General features: G+C 38.3%; 20 protein-coding genes. 16 read left to right on the top strand and 4 right to left on the bottom strand.

The annotated features are described in order from the left end of the window. Positions 1 to 321: 321 nt before the first annotated feature. The 9 genes from UYC_RS38825 to UYC_RS0106825 all read left to right on the top strand — a co-directional run bounded on the left by UYC_RS38825 (position 322) and on the right by UYC_RS0106825 (position 10,953). Positions 322 to 471 carry a hypothetical protein gene (locus tag UYC_RS38825; protein ID WP_016873899.1) on the top strand — a complete coding sequence of 50 codons (150 nt, stop codon included), beginning with the start codon at positions 322 to 324 and terminating at the stop codon, positions 469 to 471. A gap of 530 nt (positions 472 to 1,001) precedes the next feature. Next, positions 1,002 to 1,268, top strand: a complete 267-nt coding sequence (locus tag UYC_RS0106860) for a CTB family bacteriocin (RefSeq protein ID WP_016873900.1) — start codon at positions 1,002 to 1,004, stop codon at positions 1,266 to 1,268. 357 nt (positions 1,269 to 1,625) lie between these two features. Next, positions 1,626 to 1,943: a hypothetical protein gene (locus UYC_RS0106855; protein ID WP_016879315.1), complete on the top strand. Its 318-nt coding sequence runs from the start codon at positions 1,626 to 1,628 to the stop codon at positions 1,941 to 1,943. 85 nt (positions 1,944 to 2,028) lie between these two features. Continuing rightward, positions 2,029 to 4,179, top strand: a complete 2,151-nt coding sequence (locus UYC_RS0106850; RefSeq protein WP_016873902.1) for a peptidase domain-containing ABC transporter — start codon at positions 2,029 to 2,031, stop codon at positions 4,177 to 4,179. 60 nt (positions 4,180 to 4,239) lie between these two features. Continuing rightward, complete coding sequence (locus UYC_RS0106845) at positions 4,240 to 5,652, top strand: HlyD family secretion protein (protein WP_016873903.1); 1,413 nt, start codon at positions 4,240 to 4,242, stop codon at positions 5,650 to 5,652. Positions 5,653 to 5,892: 240 nt separating this feature from the next. Continuing rightward, positions 5,893 to 6,600: a hypothetical protein gene (locus tag UYC_RS0106840; RefSeq protein WP_016873904.1), complete on the top strand. Its 708-nt coding sequence runs from the start codon at positions 5,893 to 5,895 to the stop codon at positions 6,598 to 6,600. Between the two features lie 157 nt (positions 6,601 to 6,757). Further along, positions 6,758 to 7,435 carry a response regulator transcription factor gene (locus tag UYC_RS0106835; protein WP_016873905.1) on the top strand — a complete coding sequence of 226 codons (678 nt, stop codon included), beginning with the start codon at positions 6,758 to 6,760 and terminating at the stop codon, positions 7,433 to 7,435. A 180-nt stretch (positions 7,436 to 7,615) separates the two neighbouring features. After that, positions 7,616 to 9,505: a CHASE2 domain-containing protein gene (locus UYC_RS0106830; protein ID WP_016873906.1), complete on the top strand. Its 1,890-nt coding sequence runs from the start codon at positions 7,616 to 7,618 to the stop codon at positions 9,503 to 9,505. Positions 9,506 to 10,227: 722 nt separating this feature from the next. After that, the gene (locus UYC_RS0106825) at positions 10,228 to 10,953 is read left to right on the top strand and encodes a DUF928 domain-containing protein (RefSeq protein ID WP_235082914.1); all 726 of its coding nucleotides are present in this window, start codon (positions 10,228 to 10,230) and stop codon (positions 10,951 to 10,953) included. A gap of 56 nt (positions 10,954 to 11,009) precedes the next feature. Here UYC_RS0106825 and UYC_RS0106820 read toward each other — a convergent pair whose 3' ends face one another. Continuing rightward, positions 11,010 to 13,550 (bottom strand): CHAT domain-containing protein, encoded by a 2,541-nt coding sequence (locus UYC_RS0106820; protein WP_016873908.1) that lies wholly within the window; start codon positions 13,548 to 13,550, stop codon positions 11,010 to 11,012. Between the two features lie 460 nt (positions 13,551 to 14,010). Here UYC_RS0106820 and UYC_RS0106815 point away from each other — a divergent pair, with 460 nt between their 5' ends. The 3 genes from UYC_RS0106815 to UYC_RS0106805 all read left to right on the top strand — a co-directional run bounded on the left by UYC_RS0106815 (position 14,011) and on the right by UYC_RS0106805 (position 16,376). Then, on the top strand, positions 14,011 to 14,928 hold the full coding sequence (locus UYC_RS0106815; protein WP_016873909.1) for a histone deacetylase family protein: 918 nt from the start codon (positions 14,011 to 14,013) through the stop codon (positions 14,926 to 14,928). 662 nt (positions 14,929 to 15,590) lie between these two features. Beyond that, a complete protein-coding gene (locus UYC_RS38820; RefSeq protein ID WP_016879314.1) occupies positions 15,591 to 15,752 on the top strand; it encodes a hypothetical protein in 162 nt (53 codons plus the stop codon). 177 nt (positions 15,753 to 15,929) lie between these two features. Then, positions 15,930 to 16,376: a tellurite resistance TerB family protein gene (locus UYC_RS0106805; protein ID WP_016873911.1), complete on the top strand. Its 447-nt coding sequence runs from the start codon at positions 15,930 to 15,932 to the stop codon at positions 16,374 to 16,376. A 176-nt stretch (positions 16,377 to 16,552) separates the two neighbouring features. Here the strand turns inward: UYC_RS0106805 and UYC_RS0106800 are convergent, their stop codons facing one another. Continuing rightward, on the bottom strand, positions 16,553 to 17,161 hold the full coding sequence (locus UYC_RS0106800) for a hypothetical protein (protein WP_016873912.1): 609 nt from the start codon (positions 17,159 to 17,161) through the stop codon (positions 16,553 to 16,555). 484 nt (positions 17,162 to 17,645) lie between these two features. Beyond that, positions 17,646 to 18,230, bottom strand: coding sequence for a thylakoid membrane photosystem I accumulation factor (locus tag UYC_RS0106795; protein WP_016873913.1), 585 nt, complete (start codon positions 18,228 to 18,230; stop codon positions 17,646 to 17,648). 663 nt (positions 18,231 to 18,893) lie between these two features. Between UYC_RS0106795 and UYC_RS0106790 the strand changes: the two genes are divergently transcribed. Further along, on the top strand, positions 18,894 to 19,691 hold the full coding sequence (locus UYC_RS0106790) for an FHA domain-containing protein (protein WP_016873914.1): 798 nt from the start codon (positions 18,894 to 18,896) through the stop codon (positions 19,689 to 19,691). On the opposite strand, the gene UYC_RS36420 is transcribed toward UYC_RS0106790, so the two are convergent. Continuing rightward, on the bottom strand, positions 19,688 to 19,834 hold the full coding sequence (locus UYC_RS36420; protein ID WP_321164240.1) for an element excision factor XisI family protein: 147 nt from the start codon (positions 19,832 to 19,834) through the stop codon (positions 19,688 to 19,690). The genes UYC_RS0106790 and UYC_RS36420 overlap by 4 nt on opposite strands. Before the next feature lie 189 nt (positions 19,835 to 20,023). Between UYC_RS36420 and UYC_RS0106785 the strand changes: the two genes are divergently transcribed. The 3 genes from UYC_RS0106785 (at position 20,024) to UYC_RS0106775 (ending at position 21,520) form a co-directional block, all read left to right on the top strand. Next, on the top strand, positions 20,024 to 20,329 hold the full coding sequence (locus UYC_RS0106785) for a hypothetical protein (protein ID WP_016873915.1): 306 nt from the start codon (positions 20,024 to 20,026) through the stop codon (positions 20,327 to 20,329). Positions 20,330 to 20,618: 289 nt separating this feature from the next. After that, positions 20,619 to 20,972 carry a YtxH domain-containing protein gene (locus tag UYC_RS0106780; RefSeq protein ID WP_016873916.1) on the top strand — a complete coding sequence of 118 codons (354 nt, stop codon included), beginning with the start codon at positions 20,619 to 20,621 and terminating at the stop codon, positions 20,970 to 20,972. Between the two features lie 14 nt (positions 20,973 to 20,986). After that, complete coding sequence (locus UYC_RS0106775; protein ID WP_016873917.1) at positions 20,987 to 21,520, top strand: DUF948 domain-containing protein; 534 nt, start codon at positions 20,987 to 20,989, stop codon at positions 21,518 to 21,520. The last annotated feature ends 60 nt before the right edge of the window (positions 21,521 to 21,580 follow it).

The following is a 21,580-nucleotide window of genomic DNA, read 5'->3' as shown; positions in this document are numbered from 1 at the left end:
ATTTATTTTTATTTTTTAGATAAAATCCGGAACACTGCAATTTTACTGTGTATCTATCTTTATCCTTCTAAAGCACAAATGAGTGGGTCAATACTAAGCAGCTTTACAGAAAGCGATCGCATTGTTCATCTCATATAGATGGTTATACTTCACAATTAAATATTTCATCATTTCCATAAGCTGTAAATATAATATTTTCTAGCTTGCTTATCCATTAATTTATTGATGTATCTTCTATCAAGAAAAAATCATCATTATCTCAAAAAACTCGTTCAAACTTCAGCTAGTTTCAAATTATTAATCACACACAGGAGAAAAATAATGCAACTCTTAACAATCAACAGTAACAGCACATCAACTTCTATGACAAATAGTGTGGTTACTAAGCGACCAAAACTTTCTATGATTTGGACAAAAGAATATAAGGGACAGCGTGAAATTTTAGTTGCTAAATGGGTTGTTGAAGACTAGTAATTAGATAATTTTTTACTTGATTAGTGATTGACTATTAGGTATTAGTTATTAACTATTAGTTCAGTAGAATAGCTCTATTAAACTTAAAATGCGTCCTGTCACAATACCCGACTTCCAAGCGAAGTCGGGTATCTGTGCTTTTGGTGAGATAGTAAAGAAAAAATCGAAGATTGAAGAGTAGTGTATGCGATCGTGTTTTGCTTAAACGTATAAAAGAGCGCCAGATTGCAATGGCTCTCTGTAATCAATCTAAATAAATCATATATTGATAATTTTTGTTTTTAGTCAATCATCCTTTCGGTAGATATTTATATGATTTGTTATGTATTTTTCGGAAATGTCATAAGTATAATCCTACAATTTGTAGTTCTAAATTTGGCAACTAAGTTTACAGAAAGTGTAAATGACTTACCTATGGGTAACCGTATATGTTTAAGAAACAAGCAAAGAAGTTGAGCAGCCGAAAGGCAATCAACTAGAAAAAAGAGTCAACACCAATCATTACACAAACGAAGGAGTTTAAAACTATGTCTAACCAAGATTTCGCAACTGAACTGTTTGCTGACGTAACCGAAGAACAACAGCAAATGGTTGCTGGAGGTTCCTACTACGGATATTACTATCCCAAGATTTCAGAGTCTCTGTACGCTAACTTCAGCAGCAACTTTAAAGTAACTGACATCGCTGCAACAGTAGTAGCTGGCCCAGGCGGATCTTATGCAACCAAGAAGCTTACCGCTATCGACGAGAGCGTATACTCTAACGCTAGTGAATATCTAGCCATCTATGGTTAGATATTAACTTGAAACTAGATAATTAGTTGAGATTAGGTAATTAAATTATTAAATAATTTAATTACCTAATTTGGATTCCAGAACTATGAAGCTTTATTTCTTCACGTATAAAGTAATTGAGCATTTTGATGTATAATTCATCAAAATTATTAAAGTGTGGTTCTGGAATCCTTCTTTAATTTTGCTTCTTTTTTGTATGGTTTTTTTGTATAATTCAGTCAGCTATCAGCTAATTATAGGGTAACTCTTATAGATGCGATGAATGTCATCGAATATCTAACCCTTTTCGGCTGGTAGCTTGCTGCTTATGGATAGAGAAATCCATGCAAGAAAATTACTAAAAAAAGAGGTAATGTTGTGATTGAGCATAACGTGTTACAAAACTCTGATTTATTTACAGATTTATCAGAGTATGACCAAGAAAAGGCTACTGGAGGATATAGTTTTTTCATTCAAAGGACAGATATAAATTCTTCGGCAAGTGATGAAAGTACTTTATCTAATGGTTCTGTGAACTATTCTTACAAACAAAGTGCTGCATATAATCTTTCGCAAGTCACATTTGGATTTAATTTAGATTCTCTCTTAGGAGAAGGTACTATAAGCAGGGTGCGTAAATATGGTTTAAGCCCATTAAATTTAATTTACCGCTTGCTTGTCTATATGTTTATGTAAAAGACATCCAAAAATTTTAGCAACAGGTAAATAGATTGATAACTCTATCTAGGTTTTAGTTTTCAATCTTTTGGGTGGGTTACCAATGAAATATAAAATTGTTAAACAGCATAGTGAAGAAGATTGCGGGGCTGCTTGTATTGCTTCCGTCGCCAAACATTATGGGCGTAACTTCACCTTAAGTCATATTCGTGAAGCAGTAGGTACTGGGCAGTTCGGAACTACTTTACTAGGGCTGAAGCGGGGTGCAGAAACACTTGGGTTTAATGCCCGCCCAGTTAAAACTTCACCAGATATTTTGAACCGGATTAAGGAAGCGCCTCTGCCAGCAATTATTCACTGGCAGGGCAATCATTGGGTTGTCTTATATGGTAAGAAAGGCAACAAATGTGTAATTGCCGATCCAGCAGTAGGCATTCGATATCTGTCTAAAAAAGAAGTAGCAGATAATTGGACAGATTGGTTGATGCTGTTATTGCAGCCAGATCCAATTCGTTTTTCGGCTCAAAAAGATGATGAACTCGGCGGTTTCTGGCGTTTCTTCAAACGAGTTTGGAATTTTCGCGGCATACTGGCGCAAGCTTTACCATTAAATTTGCTTTTGGGGGTACTGTCCTTAGCATCCCCTTTTTTGCTGCAAATTCTGACTGATGATGTATTAGTTCGAGGAGATACAAGACTGCTGACTACTGTAGCAATAGCTGTAGTAGTGATGCATTTTATTTCCAAAAGTCTTTCCTTTGTGCAGTCTAACTTAATTGCTCACTTTGCTCAACGCCTGCAATTAGGTTTGGTGTTAGAGTTTGGGCGACAAATACTGCGGTTACCTCTTTCTTATTATGAAGCCCGTCGCAGTGGAGAAATTGTTAGCCGCTTGCGAGATATTAATCAAATTAATCAATTAGTTTCTCAAGTTATTATTGGTTTACCCAGTCAATTTTTTATTGCGGTAGTCTCTTTTGGCTTCATGCTCTTTTATAGCTGGAAGCTAACTGCTGTAGCTATAGTTATAGCTCTGGCAATGACTATATCTACAATTTTATTTTTACCAACTTTACGCATAAAAACTCGCGAGCTTTTAGTTCAAGAAGCTGAAGCTCAAGGTGTTTTAGTAGAAACATTTAAAGGAGCAATTACACTTAAAACCACAACAGCAGCACCACAGTTTTGGGACGAATTTCAAAGCCGATTTGGTCGTCTTGCTACACTGACTTTGAATACCATGCAAATCGCTATTGTTAATGGTACTTTCTCTGGTTTTGTAGCAGCAATTGGTGGTGTGATTTTACTGTGGTTTGGCGGCAATCTGGTGATTCAGCCACAAGAAAATCTCAGTATTGGGCAATTATTGGCATTTAATGCAATGAATGCCAATTTCCTGGCTTTAATTAGTAGCGTGATTAGTTTTGTGGATGAATATACTCATGCCAAAACTGCTGTTCAACGTCTAACAGAAGTGATAGATGCCACTCCAGAAGATGATGAAGATGGTAAAAAGCAATTTGCCAAGATTCCTGGAGATGCAGACATTATTTGTACCAATGTGAATTTTCACTATGCTGGTAGACTTGACTTACTTCAAGACTTTTCGTTAACACTGCCCGGTGGTAAAGTTATCGCCTTGATTGGTAAATCTGGTTGTGGGAAAAGCAGCCTTGCTAAATTAATTGCTGGCTTATACCAACTGCAATCAGGTAATATCCGTATTGGACTATATAATTTAGATGACCTTGCTCTTGATTGTCTGCGGCAACAGATAGTTCTTGTTCCCCAAGAAGCCCACTTTTGGAGCCGTTCAATTGTTGAAAATTTTCGCTTAGGAACACCTCACGTATTATTTGAAGACATTGTCAAAGCTTGTCAAATTGCCGAAGCTGATGAATTTATTAGTAAGCTTCCTGATAAATATCAAACGATTTTAGGTGAATTTGGGGCTAATATTTCTGGAGGACAACGTCAACGATTGGCAATAGCAAGAGCTATTGTTACCGATCCACCAGTCCTGATTTTAGATGAATCTACTGCTGGACTCGATCCAGTAAGTGAAGCGCAAGTTTTAGATAGATTAATAGAACATCGTCGTGGCAAAACGACGATTTTAATTAGTCACCGCCCTAGAGTAATTAATCGTGCTGATTGGATCGTGTTTTTAGAGCAGGGTAAGTTAAAACTTCAAGGTTCTTTAGAGGAATTACGCTCCATAAATGGTGCACATTTAGATTTTTTAATTCCTTAAAATTAGTAGAACTACTAATAACCAACTTAACAACTAGCAAATAATAACTAAACGAATCATATGCTCTTCACTCACAATCACAAATTACTCCCATCGGTTAGCACTGAGGAATTTTTGCCTCCTGTAAGTCGTTGGACTTCTCTAGCGGGGATATTTCTTGTTGGTAATTGCGTGGCAGTGATCGCACTGGCTTCATATATTAAATATAATGTTACGGTCAAAACTTCTGCGACTGTACGTCCTGCTGGTGATATTCGTATAGTACAACCAGAAATAGAAGGTACTGTTAAAGGAATATACGTCAAAGAAAATCAGATAGTTAAAAAGGGAGATATTATTGCTCGCCTTGATGATACAGAAGTAGATATTAAAAATAGTCAATTACAAAGCAGCATTCAAGAGAGCAAGTTACAACTAGATCAAATTGAAGCTCAAATCGCAGCACTAGATAATCAAATTAATGCTGATAAAAAGCTTACAGAACGAACGATTATTTCCGCCGAAGCTGATTTGGAACGCAATCAAAGAGATTATCAAGATCGGCAAGTAAAAACTCTCAACGATTTGGCGATCGCACAGGCAAACTTACAAAAAGCAGAGGCAGGCTTACAAAAAGCCAGAGCAGATTTAGATTTTGCCATCCAAGATCGCGATCGCTACCAGGAGTTGGCACAACTTGGGGCGATTGGCAAGCGTGAATACGAGCAGAGAAAATTAGCCGTAAGGCAAGCAGAATTACAAGTTGCAGCTGAACAAAAGGCTATTGATATTGCTCGTGCTAATGTCGAAACTGCTAAAGCGGCTCTTAATCCCAGTACGGCAACAGTGGCGATCGCCCAAGAAAGAATCGCCCAAGAAAGTGCTAAAGGTGAATCAAGTATCGCTGCTTTTATTAGAGAGAAAAATTCCTTAATTCAGCGCAAAATTGAAATGCGCAATCAAATTAGACAATATCAAAAAGAAATTCAAAGAAATATTTTTCAAAGGCAAAGTAGCGTCATTCGTGCTACTAGTGATGGCATTATTCTCAAGCTCAATTTACGAAACGCCGGGCAAGTGGTGCGCCCCTCAGAACCAATTGCAGAAATAGTTCCCGATTATGCACCCTTGGTTGTAAAGGCAAATGTTCCTGCCGCCGAAATCAAAAAAGTCGAAATCGGACAAAAAGTACAACTGCGGGTTGATGCCTGCCCCTACCCCGATTACGGTACTCTTAAAGGTACTGTCACTAATGTCTCCCCAGATGCGATCGCACCTAACGTTCAAAATACAGGTGCAATTGCACCAACAGCTGCTACTCCTGGTGCTAGCTATTTTGAAGCCAGCATTCAACCTGAAAAATTAAGTTTTGGAGATTATAATAAAACTTGCAATCTCCAAGTAGGTATGAACGCCACTGCCGACATTATTTCTAAAGAAGAAACGGCACTGCAATTTATACTAAGAAAGGCAAGGCTGATTACAGATTTATAACTAGGTTATTTATTTGGGATAATCTATTCCTCATCTGTTGCTATCAACTTTGTGCACTGTTTACTAAATTATTCAGCCAAAAACTAATTTAGTTATTAACTATGCAGTTTTCTGTAATCCAAATATCTTATTCTGACAATCATCTTGTCTGCTTTCAACGATTTATTTGGCAGAAATATGCCATATTCTACTTAGTGTTGACCTCTTACAGTAGGAAAATAAATCAAATCGCAATGGACTGTGAACTACCAACTAGCTATACAGATTATAATCTTAATTGTCTACATTGTTACACTGATTTTGTTTGTTAAATCCTATTATAAGGTTCAACAAGCATTACAGTGGTGGTCTTGCCGACAATCTCTAAAACTCTTCCTAGAAGCAGAAAAAATTCGGGACGATTTGTTACAAGAATCTTTTACAATCCGCCGTAATTTAGAACTCTTACCAGTAGAGTCTAGAGAATTATCAACAAACAAAACTCAGGAATTTTTAAAAAAAATTGATAATTTTCATCAATCCTTAGCACAACTAAGCGATCGCTTATTTCCGGTCTATCTCCAAGATAGCCTACCTTTTGCTATTCAATCTCTATTAGAACCTTGGCTTGTATCCCATTCCCATATATATTTTCAGATTGAATTACCTAGTGCTTGGCGGCATGAGCCAGCAGAACGGAGCTTGGTAATTTTAAGAGCTTTGGAAGAGTTATTAAAGATTACTCTTTCGGAAGCTTTAACCCAAACCTCTATTTATATCAGGTTGGAACAAAAAGCAAACTTAGGAAATTTATTAGTAAAAATTACTTATCCCGATCTAGCTACTCTTGCATTTTATACACACTTGCCAGAGTTAGATTATCTCTGCCAAAGTTTTAAATTTTTAACATCAGGCAAATGCGTTTGTCACAGTAAAAATCTGAGCTTAAATTGCAACTTTTCTTGGTAATTGGCAATTATTTTGCTGTGTCGATTATTTATAACTATACTTTTTACATATATAAATTTAAATTTACTACTTTAAACATAAGTGATTTTATTGGTGTAAATTTAAGAAACACAACACATAACATATAATAATCTACTCATAGTGGGGGGTGTTAACTATGAGACAAGTTTTATCCAGAACAGCTTTGCTGAAAATTCTCGTGATTGACGATCACGAATCAGTTTTGGGCGGAACTATTGATGTTTTAAGGAACAAATATCCAGACGCTGAGTTTATCACAGCTTTAACTGCCCAACAAGCCCTCTCTCAGGTATCAAGCATACAGCCAGATCTTGTAGTTATGGATCTTTCTCTTCCAGAAAGCTCTGGAAAAACGGCACGACCGGAGACAGGTGTCAAATTACTCAGGACTTTGATGCTACATTATTCTAGCCTGAATATTGTAGTCCAAAGTGCTCATGTGAGAACCTTAGTCAGGATTCGACCTGACATTGATGTCCATAAAGGAGGTTTTACAGTCGCAGATAAAAGTCTTGCTAGCCAAGAGATGCTAACTAGAGTAGATTGGGCACTACAGGGATTAACTCATACAAAAGATATCAAGGGAATTCATTCTGGCTTAGAGGTGAAACCAGAATGGCTGAGGGTGCTAACTCTCGCATTTGAGGAAGGATTAACAGACAAGGCAATTGCAGAGCGAATGTGTGTTGGCGAACGAATGGTGCGTCATTACTGGAGCAAATTGCAAGACGCTTTGGACGTTTATCCTGAAGAGGGAAAAAATATGCGCATTCAAACGGAAATGCGAGCTAGAGAAGAAGGATTGATAGATTAGTCATTGGTCATGAGTCATTAGTCATTGATTATTAGTCATTAACCATTAACTACTGTACGGGCGAGTTTAGAAGATACATTATCAGTTTTAACCCAAAGATGATTAGCAAAACCCGCCCCTACCCTACTAACCACTAACTACTAACAACTGACTTTTGACAGATGACAAAAGAAAAAAGTTATGGCGCGATTGTGGAGAAGAGTCAAAGAAGAATTTGCTATTTGGCGGGTGGGTGTATTACCAGGAATGGCGGTGATTGGTCTGGTGATACTTGCCCGTTTAACTGGTTCCATGCAATCTTTAGAGTGGCTAGCCTTTGATAATTTCCTCCGTCTGCGCCCTGCTGAACCTATTGATGAACGCATTGTCATTGTTGGAATTAATGAAAAAGATATTCGCAATCTCAGACAATACCCAATACCAGATCGAGAAATTGCAGCACTACTTTATAAATTGCATTCTTTGGCTCCTAGAGTCATCGGTCTAGATATTGTCAGGGATTTACCTGTAGAACCTGGGCATACTGAGCTTGTTGCTGCATTTGGTGAAATCAAAAATTTAATTGCGATAGAAAAAGTATTACCTGAGCAAATTGCTCCTCCACCAACACTACCTCCAAAGCAAGTTTGTTTTACAGATCAAATTACCGATGCTGATGGTAAGTTGCGGCGCAGTCTACTATCAACACCTACATCTCAAGGTTATAAATTTTCTCTATCTCTTTGTTTGGCACAAGCTTACTTAGCTCGCGAAGGTTTGAGCTTAGAAAACGGTATTCGCGATCCTGCTGCGATTAGGTTCGGCAACACCGAGCTACCCAGGTTTTTTCCCAATTCTGGGGGATATGTCAGAACTGATGCTGGTGGAGTGCAGGTATTGCTCAATTTCCGCAGTGGTGCAGAGCGATTTCGGATTTTATCTTTAGATGATATTCAAACGGGAAATTTTAAACCGGAGTGGATACGCGATCGCATTGTCATTATTGGAATTACTGCCTCTAGTGTTAAAGACTTCATCACTACTTCTGCGGTAGTATCAGCTAAACCTGCGAGCGGACGCATTTTTGGAGTGGAAGTTCAAGCACACGCCATTTCCCAAATTATCAGTGCAGTGCTTAACTCTAGACCACTTTTCTACTCTTGGGCAGATGGTTGGGATTATATATGGATATTAGGCTGGGGTATATTGGGGATTGCTTTAGCCAAACTCACCAAGTCTCCATACATAAATCTTTTGGCTGTTGGTATTGCCAGCAGTGGTTTAATTGTTATTAGTTACTTACTTCTGTTGTACTGGGGTTGGTGGGTTCCATTAATACCAGCAATACTTGTTTTGAGTTTAAATGGGATTGGAATGACCGCTTTGTATCAATATGACCAAGCATTGCGTTCTAGAATTGAAGCTCGTCAAGCTTTAATCGAGCGTACATTTGAAACCATTCACAATGGCCCTCTCCAAACCCTTGCTAAAGCATTAAAACGCGTGCGAGAAAAAGATTCAAGTGATGAAGTGATTGTAGTACTAGAAAAAGACTTGGAGAAACTAAACCATGAACTGCGAGGAATATATGAATTTTTACAACGAGAACCTCTATCTCAAGATAGAAGCCTTTATTTAGGAAATGGTTTATCGCTAAGTTTGCAAGATCCTATTCATGCAGTTCTTTACCAAGTTTATAACCACACACTAGAGCGAGAATTTCCATGCTTTAGTACTTTAAAAGTCAAAATAGTAACATTCGACCCTATAGATGAACGCTACTTGAATATAGAACAAAAGCGTGGACTTTGTCGGTTTTTAGAGGAAGCTTTATGTAATGTTGGTAAACACGCCATAGGTGTAACTCGCCTAGAAGTTAGTTACACTAAAAACGAAGGTTGGTACACCCTAAAAATTGTCGATGATGGCTTGGGAATAATTTCGTATAGAGAAGGTCGAGGAACGCAGCAATTTAGAAACTTAGCTCGACAATTGAAAGGAAAATTTACGCGATCGCCCCTTTCTCCGAGAGGAACTCTTTGTGAATTATCTTGGCCAGCGACTAGGTTATTTTTTGGTATACGTTTTTAGTTATTAAATTAATTATTTAATATTTACTTAATTTTTAATTAAGAATTAATTAAGGTTTTTTATATCAACAAAATTTCATGAAATATTAATAGTAAATTTAAAGATATGATGTAGTTACAGCAATGATAATGAAAAAATAATACTCAATAATTTATACTTCGGATTTAATATTTGAAGTAATTTAATTTCTAATTAAAATCAGGTGTTAAAAAGCCTAAAGTCTTACTGTATAAGCATTTGCAAACATAAAATTTAGGAAACTAAACACAAGATTTCTTCAGATGTATGTTAAATTTGTATCCTAATAACTAAAAAACTTAGAGTAGTTACACTGTCAGAATAAAAAAGATAGGTTATACTATTTATATATATACAAATAATATCCATAAAAATTAATGTATTTTTCTGCAAAAGAAACCGCTAGAATCAGAAATGAGTTGAGTTATTTCTAGTAATATAATTATGGTAAATAGTCCTTTAACCCTCTATAATTACTTTTGCCAGAGCGCTGTGTGTGCTTGTTACCAGAGGCGAGAATTTTATTAATCATTTCAAATCTAAGGAATTAAAGAATAATAATTCTTGCCTGTACACATCCAAAACGTAAATTACATCAGACTTGCAGTAGAAGAACCAAATTTTTGGTTTGACTAGAGTAATCAAAGAGGGTAAATTTATAACCTTTTATTGATAACTTTCTAGTGCAATGCCAGAGGGGAAAGATGATGATTCGCAGAAAGTGGCTCTTGCACAAATCTTTTAATCTCAGGATTTTAGTAATTAGTGCTTTGACGATAACGCTTTCGTTAACTCAGGCGGTGCTAGCTGCCTATCAACCACCGCGCGATCAAAAATCGCCTAGTGGTTATACAGATTCATCAGGAACTAGGGGGAGATGCAAGGCTTCTGGTGCTCCCTCTTTAAGATTACTTGCTCCCATCACCCATGTTGGGCAAACTACTTCATCTCATCCAACCTTTGCTTGGTTGGTAGCCAGCCGGGAAAAAACGCCGATAGAATTTACTCTTTATAAAATTGATACCAACGAGCAGTTGAATTTAGCTTATAAGTTGGAAATGCAGAGTTCCCCTGGCATCATGAAATTATCTTTACCACAAACCGTACCAGGTTTAACTGTTGGTCAAAGATATTTATGGCAAGTAGAAGTTTTGTGTAACCGCAACCGCCCATCACACAATTTAGTTGCTAGAACAGAACTTGATATTGTACCAATACCACCAGATTTGAAAAATCTACTAGCTCGCAGCCAAAACAGTTTGCAAAGAGCTACTCTGTATGCTGAAGCAGGTATATGGTACGATGCTCTATCTGAAGCTCTAGCTGTCAGCAATCAAAGAGAATTAGGTAAAGTTGCAGCAAGTTTGCTACAAGATCTTGCTAATTTAGAAGAACCATCAAAAGAAGGCATTTCTCTAAATTTACCTTAAGCGAATATTTAGTAGGGAAGGATAGCCACCAGGCAAGCTCACATATGCATTAGCCTTTAGAGCCAATTACCAGAGAGAACAAACGGTGCCCAATAATAGGGATGGGCGTATTTTTTTCCTAAGGCTATTAGTTCTTGCTGTGCTTTTTGTAAAGCTTCTGCCTTACTTAATCCAAAGTTGTGCCAATATTCGTAAAATTTTGTGACTAATTTTACGGTTGCGGCATCATTTACCGCCCATATAGAGGCTAAACTGCTTTTGACGCCAGCGAGTACTGCGATACTAGCTAAACCAAGGTTAGCATGGTTATCTCCCCTGGCTGTCTCGCAAGCGGTTAGCACTAATAAATCTACTGAATTATGACTGCTAGGTATGTTGTGAACCATAGTGTATAAGTCGCTGACAGAGAGCTTGCCATTATTGCCTGTGACAAGGAAGGTATCTTCTGGAACGAAACTAAATTCACCGTGAGTTGCAATGTGAATAATGGAATAAACTCCTTGACGGATTTCTGCATATAAGCGATCGCGTGTAAAATCTTCATCTAACAACTGCTTGCCGTCTGGAATTATCTCCATCACTTGATTGATTTCTGCTTTGACGTTAATCAAAGCTTGATATTTTTGATCGTCAACGATCGCATCTTTAGTTAACCCTACAGCTAGCACTCGTAATTTTTTAGGATTGGTTGGGAGTGGAGGTGTCAGACTGAGACTAGAGGCAGTTGCGATCGCATACTTCTGGATTAAAAACTGCTTGCCATCATGCAGTGCCGCCATCGGCACACTATGGAAAAGCCCATCTGGAATAAAAACCAGTGTTTTGATACGCAATGACTCTAAATCATTTTCAAAAGCACGAACAATCCAGTCATACAACCTTTGTGCTTGACCTCGATGATAAATTATGTCACTACGTTTCTCCAGCCCAATCCGAAATTTATTGATTTCATCCTTCAGGCTTTGACTATCAAGCTGTATCCATTTAAATTTAATTTCCCTGTTAGGCAGATAAACGATAATTGCAGTACGCTCATCTTGGATGATTGACCAAAATATGGCTGTATCTTTATTAATATTGAGATCCAAATTTACTTGCTGAAGCGTTCTGACACTAGAATCTTGATGAAGATAGTTTTGTAGCTCTCTAATTTTTAGAGCATCAAGAGTTTTGAGTACAGAGTTAAGATTCTCTTTACTATTGTAAGTATTACCTGGTTTATTTATTTCGACATTTTCTAAATTTAGCTTCAGTGCAATCAACTCGCGATAGATTTTTTCTATGGCATATCTATGATTAATTTGTAAGTCTGAATTATGAATTACTATCGGATTGGGGATATTGTCAAAAGTAGCAATAGCTTGTTCATAGGCAGCGATCGCTTCAACCAGCCGATTTTGTGCTTTTAATATTCTTCCTGCTTGCCACTGCCATAAATACAAGCTATCTTGAGCGTTCAATTTTTGTTTTGCAGCTTGTTGTGCTTGTCGAGTTATATTGAGCGCTTGCTGGTAATTCTGGCGACACTCATAAATATGAGCGAGATAACCTAAAGCAAAAGACAAAGGGCGCTGATAGTTTGAACTTTGAGAAATTGAAATTGCTTGTGCAAGCAAATCTAAAGCTTGTGGCTCTCCTTGAGATACTGAACATTCATTTAAAGATGAAGTTGTTCCAGAAGGAAGAGATTGTACAAGTTGAGCTAATTCAATCGCGGCATATACTTTCTGCCGGGAATTTGGTAAACGCTCTAGTAGCTGTAAAGCCAACTGCAATTTAGTTATAGCTAAGTTTGATTTTTTAACGCGATACGCAGGTAAAATAGAATTGAGTAATAAATGTACTTCACGAAGTTTATCTTGCTTTTTACGAGCAATATTCAAACTATTATTTAAATATTCTAATGCTTTTAAATCGTATTCCCAAGCTTGTTTAGTAAAAAGTTCAGCTTCGTCATTATCGCCTGACTCTAAAGCCGAAGAGGCACGATTATAATTAATTAGAGCTAGACTAATATAAGTACTTCCTAATTGATTTAAAGCAAAATCATAATAGTCAGAATTATGAATATTTTGAGCAATTTCGATACTCGATTTTAAATCAATAATCGCTTGCTGATAATCGCCTTGTAGTCGATGAGCTTCTCCTCTACTTCCTAAAGCCGCCGCTTCTAAAGAATTGTCATTGCAAGCACGGGCAATCTGTAAAGCACTTTCAGAAAAAATAATAGCCTTCTCTGGTTTTCCCAAACTATTATATGCTTGAGCTTGTTTGAGCAGTATTTGTCCTACATTCAACCAGTGATTGCCTTGCCGATAATAGGCGATCGCTCGCTCCCAATCCGCGATCGCAGCTTGTAAATCTCCCCGCTCGTATTTTTGATTACCCTGCTGTAGCAATTGGCTAGCATTCACAGGCACATCAAAAAAGTGAGAAGAAACAAGACTTTTATGTGTTACTTGTGCTGTAGCTAGTTCGTATCTTCCCTGCCCAAGCGGTAACAGTAAATTTACCAGACATAAGCTGGATGTAAAAATGAACAAAAATAATAATTTTAATAAGCGACGGACACCATATGTCCGATATCTGCCTAACATAAAAGCAGTTTTATGGTAAATGGTTAACAAACGTGCTTACTTTAGATACAGACAGTTTGCTGTATTTTCCGTTAAATCTTTTTTTAATTTAACGTCCCACTTCCGAAGAGATACTGAGATTTTATGAATATTGTGTAAATAAATTATGTGTAAACGCAAAGGTTTGATAGGTAATAAAATGTATAAATTTTTGTAGTGTTGAACTCTTCATTCAAAATCAATACTACACAAAACTACACAAATCAAATTATTGATTCATCAAACTATTTCTATAAAAATTTAATACACAAGTAAAGGTATGAAAAACTTTATTCCTTCTACCCTCTGTCTTATTTTCAAAACAAGCAATTATGTAACAAATAACACAATGAGGGAAATAAAAATCTCTTTTCCCTAGCCCCTAGCCCCTATTTTCAAGTTAGACTTCATGTAGTTTCGAGATTAAGACATCTACTAATGTATGTTGCCAGTCATCTATTCTGATGAATTTCTGGAACACAAGACTGGATACCTCCATCCAGAAAAGCCAGAGCGCTTGAGTGCCATTACTACCGCCCTAAAAGCAGCGGAGTTTGCTTCCCAAATTGAATGGCGATCGCCTACACCAGTTGACAAGCGTCTGCTGATGCCTTTGCTATTGGAGGTACATACCGAGAACTACATTCAGAAAGTTCAAGAAATCGCCTCTAGTGGTGGTGGTTTTTTGGATACAGACACTGCCGTTTCTCCCCGCAGCTATGATGTAGCATTGTTGGCAGTGAGTGCCTGGTTGGATGGAGTTGATGCAGTACTAGAAACTGGCAATCCAGCTTTTGTAATGGCGCGCCCACCTGGGCACCATGCCGAAAAAGATTATGGGATGGGGTTTTGCTTGTTTGCTAATGCGGCGATCGCTGCTTTAGGTGCCTTAACACAACCAGGCATTAACCGAGTCGCTATTTTAGATTGGGATGTGCATCACGGTAATGGCACCCAAGCAATTGTAGAAACTAATTCCCAAATAGCTTATTGCTCATTGCATCAGTATCCCTGCTATCCCGGTACTGGCAAAATTTCCGAAAGAGGTTTTCATAATAACATCTTAAATTTGCCCATGCCCCCCGGCAGCGATATTGGCATTTACCAGCCAGTGTTTGAAAAAAAGGTAGTACCGTTTTTAGCAGACTTTCAGCCGGATTTGTTGATTGTTAGTGCTGGTTACGATGCCAATGCTGCTGATCCACTAGCAATGATTAATTTGCAACCCCAAGATTACGGTTTATTTACCGACTATTGTTTAGGAGTAACTCGAAAAATTTTGTTTGGATTAGAAGGTGGCTACGATTTAGAAGCACTTTCGCGATCGGTTGTAGCGACAATTGAACGGTGTTTAGTTTAACCAACGAAGGGTAAATTGACAACAGCTAAAGTCGTAGATGTTGTGAAGAAATGTGTAGGTCAGACAACAGCTCAAATCTTCTCCTCTGACTGCGTTAGCTGAGAGTTTTTTGTTGAAGACTTAAATTTCAGTATATTCCTATTAGGATTGTAATGTTTTTTTCAATATTTAGATAAAAGCAATATATTATAATTATCTTAAGAGCAAAATATTTTATTCGTGATTCATTTTTATAAATGTCTTATGAATAACTAAAGTACACAATACAGCTTCCAAAGGTTCTCCCAATCCATATAATGATTTTTCTTTTGTTGTAATCATTCTAGATAGCTGATAAGGCTAAGAGGTAAATACCAATATTGTCAAAATTACATCACCTTGTCCAACTAACTACATATGCCTTAATTTACCAATAAGTACAAATGCTACCTAAGTAATTTCCAGGTGCTTATTTCTTACCATATCTCTAACTATTATGTAGAACTTCACCAAATATTGGCAAAAGCTTGTTGAATCTTTCAAAAGAAAAAGTTCTTGCCTTATCGCTAAAGACCTAAAGTTTTGTTAAGATGCATATGCTAGTACTTTAAAGAGCGAAAAACGACTATTAGGGTGTGGAGAAAGAAATAGTACTAGTAACATCGAGTTCAAAAGAGCAAGCTATGACTACCTACATTTTCTTCGACGATGCCCTCCGGATGCTTGTCAACGCCTTTTTAATCTCAGCAGTCATGCTAATTGCAGCTTCCGGTATCGGTTTGGCAGTTATCGAAACAATGGAAAAAACAGGCGTTCGTCAAACTTCTCCCAAGCAGTTTCGTTAACTAAAGGCTAAAAATTTAACTTATTGTCGGAAACCATTGAGTGCTCTTGTTTGCTAGGTGACAAACCTGGGAACACTAGATACTGAAAGTCTCAAAGCGTTGTATTATTTACCAGGATGTCAGGAAGATATCAGTAGTTTTACCGCTATGGAGACGTTACTAACGGAGCAAACTACAATGGATTCACTCGACAAGATGTCTGGCATACAAAGCTTACTTGAAAACGGACTCAGTCCAGAAGAAGCTTTTACTGCTATTACCCTGGCTGCGACTGCCTCAGATGGTTATCCTTCCCAAGAGGAGGCACGTGCTATCTTATCTACACTATCTCGGTTGAAGCTATTCAGAAGTTACTCCAACGAGATGATGAGCGGAATGCTTGACAAACTCCTCGTAATTTTGAGGCGTGAGGGTATTAATGCTTTGTTCAATACTGCCAAAGAGTCTTTGCCTCATGAACTGCGGGAAGCAGCCTTTGTAATAACTGCGGATTTGGTATTAGCAGATGGAATCGTAACTCAAGAAGAGCAGGAATTTTTGAACGATTTGTATCAAGCTCTAGGCGTCACCACTGATATTGCCACACAAGCTGTACAAGTAATGTTGATAAAAAATCGGGGATAATCTCTGTTTAACATCCAAAATTTATTTTCAATCAGAGCAGGGAATCTTAGAGATAGGAAAACAGAGGAGGTGAGAGAAAACTTTTCTTCTCCTACTCTCCCTGTAATACCATCTCGCTTTTAGGCGGCTATAAATATGCAAGCCTTTAAGCAAGGGAGCAGCAAACCAGAATTTCATTATCCAATTGGAGAATTACCAGGATTGACTGCATGAATAAACTCACTGCCAGATGCTGGAAACCCTCTTTTATAACAAGCTTCTTCTGGTTGCCCCCATCCCATTTGTAAAACTATTTCCAAAAAGTGAGATTTTTCAAAAGAACACAAATTAGCCCATTCTGTTCTTTGAGCAATTCTATCAACATCAACTTTTAGAATTTGTTGATATTGTTTGCCATGATTAACACTTAAATACAAGTCCATCTCCACAGTGACTGCATCCCAAAATTCTAAAATAGAGTTTTTGGCAGCCTTGAGTATATCTAAATCATTAGATAAAGCAATTAACTGAGAATCTACTTCTGGGTAGCGTAGAGTTTTACCCTTCACCGTCACCTCACGCCAGACGATACCAGAAACTTGATATTTCCTTTGATAATCATGAATAGCGGCTTTAAAATCTTGATAGGCAGTAAATTTTTGCAGCCCATCGGTTCTAATAAATTGGTCAATTACAGGATTACCAGAGACTTTGATCTCTAACTTCAAGCGATCGCCTTTCAAGCACGCCTGGCGCTCAACAGCCAAAATTTTGATTAGCTCCTCTGTAGTATAAACCTTTGACATCAGAACACACTCTAATTAGTCATTGGTCATTAGTTATTGGTAGGGGCGGGTTTTGCCGATGAGCTTTGGGTTTAAACAGATAACTTATCTTCTAAACTCGCCCGTAGTGGTTTATCTAAATAGAATACCCTGCGGGAAGCCGTACCTACTTCTATCCGCTACCGATGTAAGCCGTACCTACGGTAGGCGCGTTCACGAAACGTTCTCGTAGAGTAGCGACTTCTGCAAGTAGCTGCTTTGCGTCTACCGCGTCTACAGAAGCCAGAAACCAGAAGCTAGGATTTCTGTATTCTTCTTCAATACTCCCCTGCTTCTTGTCTCCTTGTCTCCCCTGCTTGCCATGCAGGTAACAACCTTAAAGTAAAACAGTATTACGTTGTTTAACCTCCTGAGCTTGTTTAGATATTCTCCATTAAGTTTCTTAAAAAATTAGTATCAAATTCAACCAAAATCCAAGGCAGACAAAATGTGCCTGCCCCAAAAATTACTGAGTTAGCTCACTATTTAATTCATTGAAGGAACGACGTCTTAATTCTACTGATTCGGTACGAGGTAATAAATCAAACACTTCTCTAAATTTATCGTCTACTTGTTCAAACGGCACTTGACCCTTACCATTCAAGACTACCTGTCCTGATTGATTAAACACCACTACCTGTGGCACACTGCCTGAGTAGTAATAACCAGGTTCAGTTGGCTTATAACTTTGTTTGGGTACGATTGTATCCACATTGATGGGAATAATCTCTGCTACTCCACCATAAAACGCCTGGAGTTTAGAAACAACGATCGCATATTCTTTGCAATCACTGCTGTCATCTACATAAAAAACTAATAGTGCGGGTTTATGCTCTTTTAATGCTGTTGCCAGTGTAGCTTTAGAGGGTACCAATGAACCGTTACCAGCATAAACTACGAAGATATTCCCATCATATTTGTCATCTTTAAGACCAGCAAACGCTGGTGTCATGCCAAGGATGAACAGGCACGCAAGTAGCAAGCATCCAGACAAAATGCGTCGCCAGTTAAGAACATTTTTGGGTAAAAATTGCAACTTTCTGCCTTTCATCAACAAAAACCTTGAACTTTTATTTCTTTGTAAGTTTTTACTGAACTCAGCAGACGGTGTAAATATTTGATTACGTCTGCCATTAGTTTTTAAGATAACGCCTCTTAGGGATTATCTCTCGAAAAGTTCAAGTAGGCGAGAATGAAAGGGAGGACACGGGGACAAGTAGAAGGATCGCGAATCACGATTCCCCTTGTCCCAATTCTCCTCTGCTCTTAGAACTCCTCTGACTTTGTTCGTTCAATTACTTTTTTAACAGAATCCTGTGGAAAGTTGATTGTTGGGCATTTTGGCACGCTTTTTAAGTTGTGACTTTTAAGATGAAGGGAATCAGTTACAAGCTGGTTCGTAGAGCATTGCCCTGGCAACCGCCGGGGTTTTTATTAGCAAGGTATAAGCTTGATTTTGGCATTCTGGCAAATATTTGAAATAACAGAAGATTATTGTAGAAACACCATACGTTCTTGTGCAAATCTCCCGGCTAACTACCGGGTCTTTTTATTAATTAACTTTGATAATATACTCACACATTAATAATTGGTAATTGGTAGATACAATTATTACTAGAGTTGAAATAAAAAATTTCTAATTATCAACGGAAAACTTTTTACCTCTAGATTGTAGAATCTGGATAAATGAAAAAAATCTCCCTGAAAACAAGCCATGCAAAATTTAGGCAGATTACAAACAACAGGGCTGGGTTTAGAGCTTTTTCATGTTCAAACTAATACGTCTTTTGAAATACGGCCAAGTTTACCTGTCATGCGTATAGGTAAGCCAAATGAAACAATTAACCCTGATATAGATGTTTCCGGTTTACCAGATGCGAATATAGTTTCTCGCATACACGCACAAATCCAGGTACAAGAAAGTAGCTTTTATATAGAAGATTTAGGCAGTTCTAATGGCACATATCTCAACGACATCAGATTAGAGCCAAGCACTCACTATTCTCTGAAGCCAGGAGATAAAATTGACCTGGGACAAAACAGCAAAGTAACTTTTATCTTTCGACACAAACAACAAGATCAAACAAATATTGGCTCCATCTCCAATCCCACAGTGATTCAAACTCAACAAATTGATAACCAAAACCAACATCGCGTGGATCGAACAAGCAAAATTTTAGGCGCATCCCTAATAGTTGCCGCCATCTTGATTTTGGCTGCTAGTACTCAAGTTGGTTTTTTTGTACGTCTACCAGGTGTGTTGCTGAGTATTGCTGGAGTTGCAGTTCTGGTAGTGGGTCGTGTCAACCGCATTATAGGATGGTTGTTGATATTGGGAGGAATAGCAGTTATTGCTTTTACTGGTGGTATATTTGCCTCAATAAATCTTTTGTCTGTTTTGGTAGCATCTGCTTTGTTTGCTGCGGGATATCAGTTGTTTACCTCTGGCAAAGTTTGGAAGTACGATTTGCAGACTCTCCAGGTGCTAGTAAAGAAACACAGAGGTAATTAAGTTACCGCAAATGCTGTATGCTTTCTCACATCTACCGGTTGGAAAGCCAGAACGATTTGACTTTTAGGAATTCCGGCTTTGACTAATTCGTTGGCAATACCGTCTTCTATTCCGTCCCTTTGAATCCAAATTTTATCGTTAATGACGATATTTATCTAAGGTATCCATGCCTAAAAAATCCAGTACAGCTTTAGCTTTCTTGGTATTGACTATAACTTTCAATATTTGTGGCACAAACTTAGCTAGACAAAATTCTCTCCCGCTATCATGAAGTCAGAGCCTAGTTAAGTTCCGCAAAAATTTCTCAATTTTGGTGCTGCTAAAGGAAAGTAATGGTACAAACTGTAGTTGTAATTAATGTGCTTATCTCGTTGACTCTACTTTATGTGGCTTGGCGAGTATGGCAACTAAGACTACGATGGACTAGGATCACTAATTGGTTCATTCTCGCTGAACGCTGCTCTCATGCTGTATTGCGTAATGCGCCGGAAGCTATTTATATTAGCCAGCACAAAATTCAAAACTTGCGACAAACCAACCAAGTGCTAGAAATACAACTCCAACAATTGCGACAGATTATTAGTCTACTAGTTTTTGGGCAGCGAATTTGGCGTAGATATTTGCGAAAAGGTTGGTAGGTAGGAGTTAGTGGTTAGTAGGGTAGGGGCGGGTTTTGCTAATGATCTTTGGGTTAAAACTGATAATTTATCTTCTAAACCCGCCCGTACAGTAGTTAGTAGGTAGGAGTTAATCTTTAACTTGTTAACCACTATCCCCGATCAAAATTGTGTTAAGTCCATAACAATAGCACCGTCAAGGCAACCTTTATGGCTGATATATTGTCTGTAAGTTGGGATGATTTCTACCTTTGGAGCTTGCAAGGCGTGAAAACCTGCATAAAATGGGTGTAAGGAGAAAAACAGCAAAATGTCTAACAACCGTTCTGGAGTATTTTTTGGCGGTTTGATGCTAGGAGCTACCATCGGTGCTTTGACTGGGTTGCTCGTGGCTCCACGTGCAGGGCGCGAAACACGTCAACTACTAAAAAAATCTGCCAATGCCCTGCCAGAATTGGCAGAAGATTTATCAACAAGTGTCCAAATTCAGGCAGATCGTCTATCTGCAAATGCATTGCGAAATTGGGATGAAACTTTAGAGCGGCTCCGGGAAGCGATCGCTGCTGGGATTGATGCCAGTCAACGGGAAAACCAAGCAATCAAGCGAAAAGATGCTCCCTCAGAAGCTAACTCAGATCCCCTTGCCCAGCACAGAGATAGCTAATCAACGACGTAACTGTGAGTGAACCTCTTTTTTGGCTGGGACTATCTATACTCCTAGTCGCCACCAGTTTGACTGCGGTTTTGGTGGCGGCGATACCAGCTTTGCAAGAGGTGGCGCGTGCCGCTCGTAGTGCGGAAAAGTTTTTTGATACTCTTTCACGGGAACTGCCACCAACACTAGATGCTATCCGCATGACTAGCTTGGAAATCACCGATTTAACTGATGACGTCAGTGAAGGTGTTAAAAGTGCTTCTGGTGTAGTCAAACAAGTCGATCAAAGTTTCAACAGCGCTAAACAGCAGGCTCAAAATCTTCAAGTTGGTACACGTAGCTTGTTTGTTGGTTTCAAAGCGGCATGGAAAACCTTTACGCGCCCAAAATCTTCTCGCAGAAGCAGCGATCGCTTGTCGGTAAACCAAAAAAGTGTGCTGTCGCCGCGATCACAAAAAGCGATCGGGCAGTACAAATCCTATCGGAATCAAGATGTCTATGATGACGCCAATAGCTGGGACAGCAATAATACGGAAGATTGGCTGGACAAAGAATAGAAATTAGAAAAGCTGAATACAGATAAATACCGAGTCGCCCCTTACAATTCAAGCATCAGG

Source organism: Chlorogloeopsis fritschii PCC 6912 (assembly GCF_000317285.1).
Classification (GTDB): domain Bacteria; phylum Cyanobacteriota; class Cyanobacteriia; order Cyanobacteriales; family Nostocaceae; genus Chlorogloeopsis; species Chlorogloeopsis fritschii.
Note: the sequence above shows the minus strand (reverse complement) of the source record. Positions and strands in the feature narration are given on the sequence as shown.

Bases quoted from the DNA above. Each gene is read 5' to 3' on its own strand.
- UYC_RS38825 (WP_016873899.1), top strand. From the start codon at position 322: ATGCAACTCTTAACAATCAACAGTAACAGCACATCAACTTCTATGACA.
- UYC_RS0106860 (WP_016873900.1), top strand. From the start codon at position 1,002: ATGTCTAACCAAGATTTCGCAACTGAACTGTTTGCTGACGTAACCGAA.
- UYC_RS0106850 (WP_016873902.1), top strand. From the start codon at position 2,029: ATGAAATATAAAATTGTTAAACAGCATAGTGAAGAAGATTGCGGGGCT.
- UYC_RS0106845 (WP_016873903.1), top strand. From the start codon at position 4,240: ATGCTCTTCACTCACAATCACAAATTACTCCCATCGGTTAGCACTGAG.
- UYC_RS0106835 (WP_016873905.1), top strand. From the start codon at position 6,758: ATGAGACAAGTTTTATCCAGAACAGCTTTGCTGAAAATTCTCGTGATT.
- UYC_RS0106830 (WP_016873906.1), top strand. From the start codon at position 7,616: ATGGCGCGATTGTGGAGAAGAGTCAAAGAAGAATTTGCTATTTGGCGG.
- UYC_RS0106825 (WP_235082914.1), top strand. From the start codon at position 10,228: ATGATGATTCGCAGAAAGTGGCTCTTGCACAAATCTTTTAATCTCAGG.
- UYC_RS0106820 (WP_016873908.1), bottom strand. From the start codon at position 13,550: ATGTTAGGCAGATATCGGACATATGGTGTCCGTCGCTTATTAAAATTA.
- UYC_RS0106815 (WP_016873909.1), top strand. From the start codon at position 14,011: ATGTTGCCAGTCATCTATTCTGATGAATTTCTGGAACACAAGACTGGA.
- UYC_RS38820 (WP_016879314.1), top strand. From the start codon at position 15,591: ATGACTACCTACATTTTCTTCGACGATGCCCTCCGGATGCTTGTCAAC.
- UYC_RS0106805 (WP_016873911.1), top strand. From the start codon at position 15,930: ATGGATTCACTCGACAAGATGTCTGGCATACAAAGCTTACTTGAAAAC.
- UYC_RS0106800 (WP_016873912.1), bottom strand. From the start codon at position 17,161: ATGTCAAAGGTTTATACTACAGAGGAGCTAATCAAAATTTTGGCTGTT.
- UYC_RS0106795 (WP_016873913.1), bottom strand. From the start codon at position 18,230: ATGAAAGGCAGAAAGTTGCAATTTTTACCCAAAAATGTTCTTAACTGG.
- UYC_RS0106790 (WP_016873914.1), top strand. From the start codon at position 18,894: ATGCAAAATTTAGGCAGATTACAAACAACAGGGCTGGGTTTAGAGCTT.
- UYC_RS0106785 (WP_016873915.1), top strand. From the start codon at position 20,024: ATGGTACAAACTGTAGTTGTAATTAATGTGCTTATCTCGTTGACTCTA.
- UYC_RS0106780 (WP_016873916.1), top strand. From the start codon at position 20,619: ATGTCTAACAACCGTTCTGGAGTATTTTTTGGCGGTTTGATGCTAGGA.